Below are 12,855 nucleotides of genomic sequence, written 5' to 3'. Positions count from 1 at the left end.
GCTATACGCTCAGCATCCCGCTCATCACCGGCACGCAGGTGCCGCCGATCCGCACGGTCGCATCGTTGTCGACCTCGACGGAGAGGAGGCTCGGCCGCCCCATGTCGATGCCCTGAGCAACCTCGAAGCGCTGCGGTGCATTCTTCTCGAGCCTTGCGAGGAGAGCGCAGGTCGCCGCGGTGGCGCTGCCGGTCGCCGGGTCTTCCGGCAGGCCGTCGAAAGGCGCGAACATGCGGGCGGTGAAATCGACCGCGCCGTCCTCTTCCTGCAATTGACGGCAATAAAGATAGATCGCGTCGGCCCCGTCTGCCGGCAGGATTGCGGAAAACGCCGCTGGGTCGGCCTTGGCGCGCTTTAAGGCTGCCCGCGTCGCGATTTCGACGACGAGGAAGGGCAGGCCGACCGAGGCGATGCAGGGCTGGTGCACGCTGATTGCGATATCCTCCACCGCAAGCGACAGGCACGCGGCAACGCTCGCCGGTGCAAAACTGCGCCCCACGGAAAGCGTCTGTGGCGCCGTGAGCTGCACCGCATCGACGCTGCCTTGCGTGCGCAGGATTCGCGCCCGCACGAGCCCGGCCGCTTCCTCGAAAACGAGTTCTTCTGCCGGCTCGGCGCCCTGGATGGTTGCCAGCGCATAGGCCGTTCCGACATTGGGGTGCCCGGCAAACGGTACTTCCACCGTGGGCGTGAAAATGCGCACATGCGCCGTGTGCCGCTCGTCCCTCGGGCGCAGCACGAACGTCGTTTCGGAATAATTGAATTCGCGGGCGATCGCCTGCATCTCTTCGCCCGTCAACCCATCGGCATCAAGCACGACGGCGAGCGGATTGCCGCCGAAGCGGGTTCGGGTGAAGACATCGAGCGTGTAAAAGGGCAGCTTCATCGTCCGTCTCCAAAGAGACGGTGGTAGCAAGTTCGCCGGGGCTGCTCAAGGAACCTTGGGTGCTGTACGCCTGCGCGATCCTGTTCCAGAATGCGGCCCGTCTTTCGAACCGGAGATCCGCATGCCTTTTCATCCCACGCGCCGTCATGTTCTGAGCGGGGCCGCTGGTCTCGGTCTCTCTCTTGTCTTGCCGCGCGCATCGCTTTTCGCGCAGAACCCGTGGCCGGCGACCGACGCCACGTTCATCTTCGCCGCCGACGTGCATGCCTGCCTGGTGACAGCCGACACGCTCAGCCCGCATTGCGAAGAGGAGGGCAAGACCGACGCCAATCTGGTGCGCCATGTCCGCGCCATCAACGCCATCGAGAAGAAGGATTGGCCTCGCGCCATCGACGGCATCGACACCGGGCTTGAGAATGCCGGCAAGCCGATCGGCCACCCGCTCGGCGTCATTCTCGGCGGCGACATGACCAATGACGGTGGCGGCCAGTTGAAGGTTCCGGGCGTGGGCTGGCAGCTGCAGCAATTCGCCAGCCGCTATCGGCAAGGCCCCGGCCTCGATCAGGTGAACTATCCCGTCTATGCCGGCCTTGGCAATCACGACCTCGATCAGAATGGCGTGCCGCCGCATATCGACTTCTACCGCCGGGAAATGCGCGACTATGTGGAGCTGAACCATCGCATGTCGGTGTTCTACAAGCCGCCCGTGCCGGTGACCAATTTCCACGTTCCCTCCGACAACTACTCCTGGGACTGGGGCGGCCTGCATCTGGTGCAACTGCAACGCTTCGGCGGCGACGCGACCAAGGGGGCCGTCAGCGGCCTGACTTGGCTTCAACAGGATCTGGCCTCCTATGCCGCCGATGGCCGTCCCGTCATTCTCTTCCAGCATTATGGCTGGGACCCGTTCTCAATCGAGCGCTGGGATCCTTCGGCGATGACCTTCGATGATCAGGGCACCGGCGCACCGCACTGGTGGACCGACAAGGATCGTCAGGCCATGCTCGACACGCTGAAGGGCTACAACGTGATCGGCATCTTCCACGGCCACGAGCACGAAGTTCCGCTGATCTACCGCCGCCAGGGCATCGACCTGTTCAAGCCGATCGCCGCCTACATGGGCGGCCTCGCCATCGCCCGCGTAACGAACCAATTGTTCGAGGTGGTCCTGGCCAGAGCCTATGGCGACCGCGGCGACATCGTCTTCACGCATGCGTTCAGCAAGCCGTTAGGTTGACGGTGGATCGTTCGAAGGGGCCTCACACCACTGGCCGAGCCGGCGTTGCGCAGAGCCTCAGCTGTTTCGCTATCCATGGATATGATGTTTGGATGTACCAGCGCATCGAATAGCGCACGAATTCATGCCGCGTATGCGCGGTAAAGCTTCCGAAGCGCCGATAGAGTTCCGCGCCTCCTTCGGTTGCCGCGTCGGTGTCGAGCTCCATGCCGTTGCGCGCCGCCGTCGCACAGCCCTCCAAGATGAGCAGTTTTGTTCCATGCTGATGCCCGCGCGGATCGTAGGTAATTCTAAATAGTTTGACCAACCCGTCCCCACCCCACGTGAGGGCAACGGCCGCCTCGATGCTGTTTGGATGCGGGTCCTTCGCCGTCGCCTTGCGTCGCGCCGCAATAAGGCGGGCCTGCGGCGGATTACGGCTGACGGCGTTGGCAAGGAGCGCCTGATCGAGTGCCGGGCTGCAGTAATTCCGTTCCCCCGCCATTTCCAGATTGTTGACGAAAAAACGAACGAATTCCACCGGCGAAATCTCGATGACATCGAGGTCCCTCTTGGCGGCACGCAGCATGGTCCTGACGCGGCTGCCTTTCATCGAGGCGATTAGATCGTCACCGTCGGTGGGGGGCGAATAGCCGAATGTCGTCTGCGGCCATGTCCGGAAACCGGCGCCACCGAATGCCCTCTTCAGGATGCCGATGTCTTTGGCATGGGGCCCGGCTATCAGGCCGAACATCACGTTGCCCGGAAGCTGCGCTATCAGTTGCCGGACGATGCGAAGCTTCTGCTTTTCATCAGCGCTTTTATCTGCGACAAGCCTGTGCAAGTAGGACGAGGGCGCATGCCCCCCGCGCCGCATCCCGCTCTCGTCGGCCGCCGCAAAATACTCCAGTGCACCAACAACTGTGCCGTGTCTCATGACACGAACTTGGCGCAGCATCCCGTTTGCGCCAGTGTCTATGGTAACGGCCGTGGTGCCGTGAACAATATGACTGATACCAGAATAGACCAGCTTGTTTAGGGCAAACTGAACCTGCTCGCGGAGAACACGTCTCCACATCGGGTGACGCTTGCCAGGTCGATGCAGCCAGCGAACCTGGATCCTGCGGAGAACTTCCTGCATAACAGTGTCCGTCCAAAGCCGGATGTTGCTAGGAGAATTGGGGTCAAGTCAAGGACGCAGGTTCTTCGTCAGCTACTTCTGCATGCGCTGCCTTGGCGTTGCCGCTTCGGTTGCCTCGCCGACGAGAGAATGACAGTTTCCACTGCGACAGTATTTCAGCGATGCTTCAATTTGAACTTCGCGGGCGGAGAAGCCGCCCGAGATCATCCACCCGCCAATTTTTGATTTACGTACATCAAAAAAATCTCTAAGGGTCGTCGCTGGAGGAAATCATGCGACCGACCGTTCACGACATCGCGGCTAACGCGGGCGTCAGCCTGGCCACCGTGGACCGCGTTCTCAATGCCCGCCCCGGCGTGCGCGCGGTGACGCGGGCGAAGGTGGAAGCGGCGATCCAGAGTCTCGGCTATGTCCGCGACGTGGCCGCCGCCAATCTGGCCAAGAGTCGCGTCTATCCGTTGGTCTTCATCGTTCCCGAGGGCGAGAACCCCTTCATGCGTGGTCTGGAGGCGGAGGTGCGCGCTGCTGTCGGCCGTTCCGCTTTCGAGCGGACGCGCATTTCCATCGTCAATGTGCCGCCATTCGACGCATCGGCACTCATTGACGCCATCGATGCAGCCATCGCCGACGGCGCGGTGGGCATCGCTGTCGTCGCGGTGGATGCGCCGGACGTCGCTGCGGCCATCGGCCGAGCCGGCGCGGCGGGCATCCCCTTCGTCACTCTGGTCTCCGATCTTGCGACGTCGGGGCGCGATCATTTCTGCGGCGTCGACAACGTGGCCGCCGGCCGCACCGCCGGTAGCCTGATGGCGCGCTTCCTTGGCACCCGACCGGGACCGGTTGCCGTGCTTGCCGGTTCGATGCTTGTGCGCGACCACCGCGAGCGACTGGAAGGGTTTCGGGCTGTGATGGCTGGAGCCAGTGGCGGGCGGGCGGTGCTTGGCGTCTTGGAAGGGCAGGACGATCCGATGCTCGCGGGTGCGCTGATCGCCCAATGCCTGAAGGACAGTCCCGGCCTCGCCGGCATCTACAGCCTCGGCGCGGGCAATAGCGGCCTTGTCGAGGCCTTGTCCGCCGCCGGACGGGACGACCTCTGCGTAATTGCCCACGAGCTGACGCCACCGACGCGCGCCGGGCTGGAGCGTGGCCTCATCGATGCGGTGCTCAACCAGGATGCCGGTCACGAGGTGCGCAGCGCCATCCGAATCCTGCGCGCCAAGGCTGACGGCCTACCGGTGGTCGAGGCGCAGGAGCGGATCCGCATCGACATCTTCATCAAGGAAAATCTGCCGCCGGAAGGCGGCGAAGCCCGGCCGCTGCAGCCGGACGAAGCGTAGGAGCTCGCCATGTATCTCGGTTTGGACCTCGGCACGTCGGGGGTAAAGGCGATGCTGATCGATGGCGACCAGCGGATCGTCGCCTCGGCCAGCGGCGCGCTCGATGTTTCGCGCCCGCATCCTGGCTGGTCGGAACAGGACCCGGCCGACTGGATCAGTGCCACCGAAGAGGCGATCGATGCGCTGAAGGCGTCCCATCCGGCCGAGCTTGCGGCCGTGCGCGGCATCGGCCTGTCTGGCCAGATGCATGGCGCGACCTTGCTTGACAAGCACGACCAGGTGCTGCGTCCCTGCATCCTGTGGAACGATACCCGCAGCCATCGCGAGGCGGCGGCCCTCGACGCCGATCCACGCTTCCGCACTATTACCGGCAACATCGTCTTCCCCGGCTTCACCGCGCCGAAGCTCGCCTGGGTGAAGAACAACGAGCCGGATATCTTCGCCAAGGTTCGTTGGGTGCTGCTGCCGAAGGATTATCTGCGCCTATGGCTGACCGGCGAGCACATGTCGGAGATGTCCGATTCCGCCGGTACCTCATGGCTCGACACCGGCGCGCGAAAGTGGTCGCCGGAGCTTCTCGCCGCCACTGGCCTGGAGGAACGGCAGATGCCCGATCTCGTCGAGGGCACCGACAGCGCCGGCACGCTACGCACCGATCTCGCCGCGCGCTGGGGACTCGGTTCGGGCGTCGTCGTGGCCGGCGGGGCAGGGGACAATGCGGCGTCGGCCTGCGGCATGGGCACGGTCAAGGACGGCGCGGCCTTCGTCTCGCTCGGTACGTCGGGCGTGCTCTTTGCCGCCAACGGCAGCTACCTGCCAAACCCGGTAAGCGCCGTGCACGCCTTCTGCCACGCACTGCCGAACACCTGGCACCAGATGGGCGTGATCCTTTCGGCCACCGATGCGCTAAACTGGCATGCGCGCGTCACCGGCGCATCCGCTGCAGACCTGACGGCCGAACTCGGCGACTCGCTGAAAGCCCCCTCCGGCGTCACCTTCCTGCCCTATCTCTCGGGCGAGCGCACGCCGCACAACGACGCTTCAATCCGCGGCGCGTTTGCCGGCCTCGGCCACGAGAGCGACCGTGCCGTGCTGACGCAGGCCGTGCTGGAGGGCGTGTCCTTCGCCATCCGCGACAGCCTGGAAGCCTTGCGCCTTGCCGGCACGGAGCTGACGCGGGTGACCGCGATCGGCGGCGGCTCACGCTCGCGCTACTGGCTGAAGTCGATCGCCACCGTGCTGTCGCTGCCCGTCGATGTGCCCGCTGACGGCGATTTCGGCGCGGCCTTTGGCGCCGCTCGACTCGGCCTGATCGCGGCGACCGGAAGCAATCCGGTGGCAGTCTGCACGCCGCCCGCAACCGCCGAGACGATCGAGCCGGAAGCGGCCCTCACCGGGGTATACGAGGCCGCCTACGGCCGCTTTCGCCGGCTCTACCCGGCGATCCGCGACGCGATGGTTTGAGCAGGCGCCTGTGAAAACGAATTTGGAACCAAGGAGGACACCCATGAGCACCGGCTTTTTCGGCGATACGCCCAAGATCAAATACGAAGGCCCTGAGAGCACCAATCCGCTCGCCTTCCGCCACTACAACAAGGACGAGGTCGTCCTCGGCAAGCGCATGGAAGACCATCTGCGTTTTGCCGTCGCCTACTGGCACACCTTCGTCTGGCCGGGCGGCGACCCCTTTGGCGGGCAGACCTTCGAGCGCCCCTGGTTCAAGGATTCGATGGAGGCCGCCAAGCTGAAGGCCGACGTCGCCTTCGAATTCTTCCAATTGCTCGGCGTGCCGTTCTACTGCTTCCATGACGCCGACGTGCGCCCGGAAGGCAAGAGCTTCGCCGAGAACACGAAGAACCTCAACGAGATCGTCGACTACTTCGAGAAGAAGCAGGCCGAGACCGGCGTGAACCTGCTCTGGGGCACGGCGAACCTCTTCTCCAACCGCCGCTACATGGGCGGTGCTGCGACCAACCCGGATCCTGATGTCTTCGCCTTCGCGGCGGCGACCGTAAAGACCTGCATCGACGCCACCCAGCGCCTCGGCGGGCAGAACTACGTGCTGTGGGGCGGCCGCGAGGGCTATGAGACGCTGCTCAACACCGACATGAAGCGCGAGCTCGATCAGCTCGGCCGCTTCGTCAACCTCGTCGTCGAATACAAGCACAAGATCGGCTTCAAGGGTGCGATCCTGATCGAGCCGAAGCCGCAGGAGCCGACCAAGCACCAGTACGATTTCGACGTCGCCACCGTCTACGGCTTCCTGAAGAAATACGGGCTGGAGAACGAGGTGAAGGTCAATATCGAACAGGGCCATGCGATCCTTGCGAACCACTCCTTCGAGCACGAACTGGCGCTGGCCAACGCGCTCGGGATCTTCGGCTCGATCGACATGAACCGCAACGACTACCAGTCCGGCTGGGACACCGACCAGTTCCCGAACAACGTGCCGGAGATGGCGCTGGCCTTCTACCAGGTGCTTGCCGGCGGCGGCTTCAAGACCGGCGGCACCAATTTCGACGCCAAGCTGCGCCGCCAGTCGATCGATCCGGAAGACCTCCTGATCGCCCACATCGGCGGCATGGACTGCTGCGCCCGCGGCCTGAAGGCGGCGGCGAAGATGATCGAGGACAAGGCGCTGTCGAAGCCGCTCGAAGAGCGCTATGCCGGCTGGAGCGTGCCGGAAGCGAAGAAGATGCTCGACGGCGGCTTCTCGCTCGAGGAGATCGAGGCCTGGGTGCTGAAGTCCGACCTCAACCCGCAGCCGAAATCCGGCAAGCAGGAGCTGCTGGAGAACGTCGTCAATCGCTACGTCTGATGCGCGGTTGATCTATCGAATGGGGCCGGGAGAGCGAAAGCATCCGGCTTCGTTTGTCGACCAACCGGCACCTGCCGACGTCCGACTTTCCGTCATCCCTGCCTTGAGCCGGGATCCAGTGCGCGAGCGCCACCCCGATGGCCTCGGCCGCACGGGAAATGTCTGGCGGAACCCGCGGCGACCGTTGGGCTGGGAAGGGCAGGGTCCGCTCGTTCGTGGGCCCGACCCGGCTTCTGTGCTAATGTTGGCATCTTCTGTCCCGGGCCTTTGCCGTTTCGATGCTTTTCGATCCTATGTCGTGATGGCCGCGTGGTCAGGCTAGATCCCCGCCCTAAACGGGAGGAAAGTGAATGCCGGAGACCGTCAATGTCCGCTACATGGTCGATGACGTGGAAGCCGCCATCGCGTGGTATACCAGCCATCTCGGCTTCAAGATTCTGTCAAACCACGCGCCCGCTTTTGCCGACGTACAGCGTGGCGCCTTGCGGCTCCTGCTGAGCGGGCCGACGAGTTCGGCGGGCCGGCCGATGCCGGATGGCGAGCGGCCCAAATCCGGCGGCTGGAACCGCATTCATCTCATCGTCGACGACCTGCCTGCCGAGGTGGAGCGCCTGCGCACTGCCGGGGTGCAATTCCGCAATGAAATCGTCACCGGGCCCGGAGGCGCGCAAATCCTGTTGATCGACCCGTCCGGTAACGTCGTCGAACTGTTTCAGCCGGTGCGCGGATAACGTCGATCGGATCACCGAGGATGCTTGCTTGGAGGTATCTGGCGGACGTATTCTGGGCGTTTCGCGGGCCTGCCCAGCGTGCTGCCGAGGTGATGGCCCGGCAACGGAGGGAGGTTATCATGAAAATCGCATCGACTTTGGTTGTCGGCTGGATCGGCCTCTGCGGGATTGCTTCCCTTGCCTCGGCAGAGGATGCGCACACGATGCTCGCTCCCAACGACGTCAAGTGGGGCCCGGCCCCCAAGGTCCTGCCTGCCGGGGCCCAGGCGGCGGTCTTGTTTGGCGATCCTACCAAGAAAGGTCTGTTTGCCCTTCGGCTGAAAGTGCCCTCGGGTTATGCGGTCCCACCGCACACGCATCCAGTGGATGAGGTCGTCACGGTCATATCCGGGACGACCAATCTAGGCATGGGCGAAACCGCCGATCGGAGCGCCACCATGGCGCTGCCGGCAGGCAGTTTCTTTGCCTTGTCGCCCGAAACCGCACATTTCGCTTATTTCGATGAGGAGACTGTCATCCAGATCACCACCAATGGTCCATGGGGCATCAAATATGTCAACCCGGCGGACGATCCGCAAAAGTCGCAATAGCCCGTCACGGCCTTTAAGGCCAACTGTCCCGCCGTGAAGTACGGCGGGATGGGCGGTTCCCACTCAATGATGATCCAGTTCGCTCAGGGAAAGACGGACGTCCTGCAGAAATCGAAACAACGACGCCAACAGGAAGCAGAGGGCAACGATAAAAAGAAGCCCCGCACCAGGTTCGTGACGGAAACCCATGAACGCAAACAGAAAGCCGATCAGAAGCAGGGCTGTTATGCCAATGCCCGCAACGATAGCCAGGCTCAGAGCGCTGTTAAGCAGCTTTTCCCGACGTTGCAGGCGCACAATATCTGACTTCAACCAGTGTCGTGCGCTGTCGGCATCGGAAATCTGATTCAGCTCCCTGATCCTCTCGGTCACGCCGCGTAGGCGGCCAATCAAGATCGCCGCGAGAGCTGCAACGGCGTTGAGCAAGAAAGCAGGCGCGACAGCGTGCGAAATCATTGTCGAAAGCTGTTCGGCATTAAACGATAGCTCGAGGGGCATCGGCATTGCCTGCAAATATAATAGATCTCCGGCAACGCTACTTGAGCAGCAAAGCATTCGCAAATGGATTGCCGACAACGGCCTCTCATCTGCTCTTGGTACCTGGATTGCCAGGTGCTACGCTCTGCGGCGAGGGACACGCGTCGAACCGAGGGCTTCATGTCCATCCCGGCTCATTCAATTCCCGTAGAGCCTCGCTGGCCGTCGGCACTCGCACTGTTGGCGGTTTTTTGCATTGTGGAGGCTCTACCCCACCATGTGTACGTGATACCGGAGTGGGTGGCATACGGCGCCGTGGCCATGGTGCTCGTTCCGATGATTGCGGTAGCATTGCAACCTGGCAACGACGTGTGGAGGCGACTGGAGCGGAACTCGATTCTGCTGTTTGCCGCAATTTATGCCGCGAACACCACCGCTGAACTCGCTGATATGATCGGCATCATTACAATCCATCCGCCAGAGACGCGCGCTGTTTCGCTCCTATCCTCATCGCTGTCGATCTGGCTGGTGAATGTACTCACGTTCTCGTTTCTCTACTGGCAGATCGATCGCGGCGGACCTTACCAACGTGCACTCGCCACCACGCAAAAGCCGGACTGGTTGTTCCCGCAAATGGCGTCACCTGAGGTGGCATTGCCGAATTGGCAGCCAAAGTATGTCGACTATCTCGCTTTGGCGTTCAACACCGCAACCGCCTTCAGCCCGACAGACGTCTTGCCGTTATCCCGACGTGCCAAGGCGCTGATGATGCTTGAGAGCGTCATTTCACTTCTCACGCTCGTCATTGTCGCGGCGCGTGCGGTGAACGTGCTTCCGTAGGTCGCTACAAAGCGCAGCCGTTGGAGTACTGTCTTTAAAATCGATGGTGGCGGGATTGGTTTGGTGGCGGCGGTTCGAGCGTCAGCGCTTCTTCCACAGCCTTGACGGCGCCGCGACGGAGTTGCGCACTACGAGGTCCGGCCGGAGCAGGATTTCCGTCTCGGCCGGGGTGCCATCAGACAGCATCTCCAGCAGCAGCGCCATGGCGCTCTTGCCGATCGCCGTGCGCGGCTGGCGGATCGTCGTCAGCGACGGCGTCATGAAGCTCGCCTGCGGAATGTCGTCGAAGCCGGTGACGGAGAAGTCGCGGGGGATGTCGTAGCCGCGCGCCTTCAGGCCGATCATGACGCCGAGCGCGGTCTGGTCGTTGACGCACATGAAGGCCGTCGGCAGGTCGTCGCGCATGAAAAGCTGTTCGAGCGCCAGCCGGCCGCTTTCGATCGTGCCGTCGCCTTCCTGCACGATCCGTCCCTGCCTGGAAACGCCCGCCGCATCGAGGCCGGCTTCGTAGCCGGCGCGGCGCCGGTTGTGGGCGAGCTTCGTGCGCGAATCCCCGATGAAGGCGATCTTGCGGTGGCCTTCGGCGATCAGAAGATCAACCGCTTTGCGCGCACCCTCCACGTCGTCGACGCCGACATAGGGAATGCCGCCGTTGAAGACCGGCTCGAACACGCCGACGCAGGGCGGCAGGCGCGCCGTCATCGCCTGATGGCCGAAGGGCAGGATGCCGGTGAACAGGATCAGCCCGGCCGCCTGGTTGGAATTGAGGAACTTCAGGTATTCCAGCCCGCGCTGCGGCTCGTTCTGCGTGTGGCCGATCAACACGCCATAGCCGTGCGCGCGCGCCTCGTTTTCCAGGCCGACGAGGATGTTGGAAAAGTTCGGGTCGCCGATGTCGGGCGCCACCACGAGGATCATGTTCGACCGGCCGAGCCTGAGGCTGCGGGCCATTGCGTTGGTGGTGTAGCCGGTGATCGCAATCGCCTGGTCCACCTTCAGCCGCGTCGATTTTGCCACCTTTTCCGGAGTGTGGATCGCCCGCGAGACCGTCGCGATCGACACTTCGGCGATCCGCGCGACGTCTTCGATGGTTGCGGGAGAGGAATTCGACACTGCGTTCTGCCTCGGGCTGATTTGCGGGCGACACTACACAGACTTGTCCAGCGGTCAAACCGCGCCACGCAAAAATATCCGGACAACCGGCAATGTAAACCTTTACATTTGCCGATGTAAAGGTTTACATCGTCTACAAGCGGTGGGGAGAGCCGCACGGGAGGGTTTCATGATTTCGGATGCTGCCGACGGGGCTCCTGTCGTCTTGTCCGCACGGCGCATCAGCAAGTCCTTCAGTGGTGTGCAGGTGCTGTTCAGCGTCGACTTCGAGCTGCGCCAGGGCGAGATCCATGCGCTGATGGGCGAGAACGGCGCCGGCAAGTCGACGCTTGTGAAGATCCTCTCCGGCTTCGAGCAGCCCACCTCGGGCGAGATCCTCCTTGACGGCCAGGCTGTGAAGCTGCCGCCGAACGGTGCCGCCGAAGCGCTCGGCATCGTCATCATCCATCAGGAATTCAATCTGGCAGAACACCTGACGGTCACCGAGAGCCTGTTTCTCGGCCGCGAGGTGACGAGATTCGGGGTGCTCGACCGCAAGTTCATGCGCGCGGAGACGCGCCGCGTCCTCGATCTGCTCGGCTCGCATGTCGACGAGAACGCGAGGATCGGCTCGCTGTCGATCGCCGAAAAACAGATGGTCGAGATCGCCAAGGCGATCAGCCGGGATGCGCGCATCATCTTCATGGACGAGCCGACGGCGGTGCTGTCGCGCGAGGAGACGAACTTCCTGTTTCGCCAGGTGCGCAAGCTGCGCGAGAAGGGCACGAGCTTCGTGTTCGTCTCCCACAAGCTCGACGAGGTGATGGAGCTGACCGACCGCGTCACCGTGCTGCGGGACGGCCAGTGGATCAAGACCTCGCCGACGGCAATCCTCGATGGCGAGGCGATCGCGCAGCTGATGGTCGGCCGCGAACTTTCCAGCCTCTATCCGGCCAAGACCGAGCCGGACGTGGACGAGGAAGTCCTGCTGCGGGTGGATGCGGTGTCCACCGGTTATGTCCGCAATGCGAGCTTCGAGGTTCGCAAGGGCGAAATCCTCGGCTTCTCCGGCCTGATCGGGTCGGGCCGGACGGAACTGATGGAGGCGATCGTCGGCCTTCGGCCGCGCCTTTCCGGCGACGTCTTCGCTGCGGGGCAGTCCCTGCAGTCCGGCGACGTGCACGCGGCGAACAGGAATGGCCTCGCCTACATGACGAAGGACCGCAAGTCCAAGGGCCTTCTCCTGAACGCCGGCATGAAGGCGAACCTGACGCTGCAGTCGCTGGAGCGCCATACCAGGCTTGGCTACCTCGATCCGGCGAGCGAAACCGCGGCCCTGGCGAAGGCCAGGCGGCGCTTCGACATCCGGGTGCGCGATCCCAATGTCGTGGCGCGGCGGATGTCCGGCGGCAACCAGCAGAAGCTGCTGCTTGCCAAGGTCATGGAGACCGATCCGCAGATCATCATCATCGACGAGCCGACACGCGGCATCGACGTCGGCACCAAGCAGCAGATCTATCACTTCATCTCCGCACTCGCGCGCGACGGCCGCTCGATCGTCGTCGTGTCGTCGGAGATGCCCGAGATCATCGGGCTCTGCACGCGCGTGGCGGTGATGCGCGAAGGCCAGATCGTCGGCATCCTCGAAGGCGACGAGATCTCCGAGCACGAGATCATGCGCTATTCCGCAGGCCTGAAGAAGAAGGCGGCGGCCTGAGGCTGCGCCA

The 12,855-nt window shown here is 63.2% G+C and carries 12 protein-coding genes; 8 read left to right on the top strand and 4 right to left on the bottom strand.

Annotated elements, in window-relative coordinates; translation table 11 throughout:
* Position 1 precedes the first annotated feature (1 nt).
* Complete coding sequence (locus tag IB238_RS13380; protein ID WP_192246961.1) at positions 2-886, bottom strand: PhzF family phenazine biosynthesis protein; 885 nt, start codon at positions 884-886, stop codon at positions 2-4.
* A gap of 121 nt (positions 887-1,007) precedes the next feature.
* Between IB238_RS13380 and IB238_RS13375 the strand changes: the two genes are divergently transcribed.
* Entirely contained in the window at positions 1,008-2,123 is a 1,116-nt protein-coding gene (locus IB238_RS13375; protein ID WP_192246959.1) for a metallophosphoesterase, read from the top strand.
* Between the two features lie 22 nt (positions 2,124-2,145).
* Here the strand turns inward: IB238_RS13375 and IB238_RS13370 are convergent, their stop codons facing one another.
* The gene (locus tag IB238_RS13370) at positions 2,146-3,243 is read right to left on the bottom strand and encodes a hypothetical protein (RefSeq protein WP_192246957.1); all 1,098 of its coding nucleotides are present in this window, start codon (positions 3,241-3,243) and stop codon (positions 2,146-2,148) included.
* 272 nt (positions 3,244-3,515) lie between these two features.
* On the opposite strand from IB238_RS13370, the gene IB238_RS13365 reads away from it, so the two are divergent.
* The 5 genes from IB238_RS13365 (at position 3,516) to IB238_RS13345 (ending at position 8,719) form a co-directional block, all read left to right on the top strand.
* Positions 3,516-4,580, top strand: a complete 1,065-nt coding sequence (locus IB238_RS13365) for a LacI family DNA-binding transcriptional regulator (protein ID WP_192246955.1) — start codon at positions 3,516-3,518, stop codon at positions 4,578-4,580.
* A gap of 9 nt (positions 4,581-4,589) precedes the next feature.
* Positions 4,590-6,044: a xylulokinase gene (gene xylB / locus IB238_RS13360; RefSeq protein WP_192246953.1), complete on the top strand. Its 1,455-nt coding sequence runs from the start codon at positions 4,590-4,592 to the stop codon at positions 6,042-6,044.
* A 43-nt stretch (positions 6,045-6,087) separates the two neighbouring features.
* On the top strand, positions 6,088-7,398 hold the full coding sequence (xylA, locus tag IB238_RS13355) for a xylose isomerase (RefSeq protein ID WP_192246951.1): 1,311 nt from the start codon (positions 6,088-6,090) through the stop codon (positions 7,396-7,398).
* Between the two features lie 350 nt (positions 7,399-7,748).
* Positions 7,749-8,129 (top strand): VOC family protein, encoded by a 381-nt coding sequence (locus IB238_RS13350; protein ID WP_192246949.1) that lies wholly within the window; start codon positions 7,749-7,751, stop codon positions 8,127-8,129.
* 119 nt (positions 8,130-8,248) lie between these two features.
* Entirely contained in the window at positions 8,249-8,719 is a 471-nt protein-coding gene (locus IB238_RS13345) for a cupin domain-containing protein (RefSeq protein ID WP_192246947.1), read from the top strand.
* 63 nt (positions 8,720-8,782) lie between these two features.
* On the opposite strand, the gene IB238_RS13340 is transcribed toward IB238_RS13345, so the two are convergent.
* Complete coding sequence (locus IB238_RS13340; protein ID WP_192246945.1) at positions 8,783-9,217, bottom strand: DUF2721 domain-containing protein; 435 nt, start codon at positions 9,215-9,217, stop codon at positions 8,783-8,785.
* Between the two features lie 159 nt (positions 9,218-9,376).
* Here IB238_RS13340 and IB238_RS13335 point away from each other — a divergent pair, with 159 nt between their 5' ends.
* Positions 9,377-10,036, top strand: coding sequence for a hypothetical protein (locus tag IB238_RS13335; protein WP_192246943.1), 660 nt, complete (start codon positions 9,377-9,379; stop codon positions 10,034-10,036).
* 81 nt (positions 10,037-10,117) lie between these two features.
* On the opposite strand, the gene IB238_RS13330 is transcribed toward IB238_RS13335, so the two are convergent.
* The gene (locus IB238_RS13330; protein WP_192246941.1) at positions 10,118-11,149 is read right to left on the bottom strand and encodes a LacI family DNA-binding transcriptional regulator; all 1,032 of its coding nucleotides are present in this window, start codon (positions 11,147-11,149) and stop codon (positions 10,118-10,120) included.
* A 169-nt stretch (positions 11,150-11,318) separates the two neighbouring features.
* Here IB238_RS13330 and IB238_RS13325 point away from each other — a divergent pair, with 169 nt between their 5' ends.
* Positions 11,319-12,845, top strand: coding sequence for a sugar ABC transporter ATP-binding protein (locus IB238_RS13325; RefSeq protein WP_192246939.1), 1,527 nt, complete (start codon positions 11,319-11,321; stop codon positions 12,843-12,845).
* Positions 12,846-12,855 lie beyond the last annotated feature (10 nt).

Source organism: Rhizobium sp. ARZ01, from assembly GCF_014851675.1.
In the GTDB taxonomy this organism is placed as follows: Bacteria; Pseudomonadota; Alphaproteobacteria; order Rhizobiales; family Rhizobiaceae; genus Mycoplana.
The sequence above is the reverse complement of the archived record's forward strand: the minus strand, read 5'-3'. Positions and strand labels throughout refer to the sequence as shown.

What these genes read in the sequence shown, in the direction of transcription:
- IB238_RS13380 (WP_192246961.1), bottom strand. Translation starts at nt 886, where the DNA reads ATGAAGCTGCCCTTTTACACGCTCGATGTCTTCACCCGAACCCGCTTC.
- IB238_RS13375 (WP_192246959.1), top strand. Translation starts at nt 1,008, where the DNA reads ATGCCTTTTCATCCCACGCGCCGTCATGTTCTGAGCGGGGCCGCTGGT.
- IB238_RS13370 (WP_192246957.1), bottom strand. Translation starts at nt 3,243, where the DNA reads ATGCAGGAAGTTCTCCGCAGGATCCAGGTTCGCTGGCTGCATCGACCT.
- IB238_RS13365 (WP_192246955.1), top strand. Translation starts at nt 3,516, where the DNA reads ATGCGACCGACCGTTCACGACATCGCGGCTAACGCGGGCGTCAGCCTG.
- xylB (WP_192246953.1), top strand. Translation starts at nt 4,590, where the DNA reads ATGTATCTCGGTTTGGACCTCGGCACGTCGGGGGTAAAGGCGATGCTG.
- xylA (WP_192246951.1), top strand. Translation starts at nt 6,088, where the DNA reads ATGAGCACCGGCTTTTTCGGCGATACGCCCAAGATCAAATACGAAGGC.
- IB238_RS13350 (WP_192246949.1), top strand. Translation starts at nt 7,749, where the DNA reads ATGCCGGAGACCGTCAATGTCCGCTACATGGTCGATGACGTGGAAGCC.
- IB238_RS13345 (WP_192246947.1), top strand. Translation starts at nt 8,249, where the DNA reads ATGAAAATCGCATCGACTTTGGTTGTCGGCTGGATCGGCCTCTGCGGG.
- IB238_RS13340 (WP_192246945.1), bottom strand. Translation starts at nt 9,217, where the DNA reads ATGCCCCTCGAGCTATCGTTTAATGCCGAACAGCTTTCGACAATGATT.
- IB238_RS13335 (WP_192246943.1), top strand. Translation starts at nt 9,377, where the DNA reads ATGTCCATCCCGGCTCATTCAATTCCCGTAGAGCCTCGCTGGCCGTCG.
- IB238_RS13325 (WP_192246939.1), top strand. Translation starts at nt 11,319, where the DNA reads ATGATTTCGGATGCTGCCGACGGGGCTCCTGTCGTCTTGTCCGCACGG.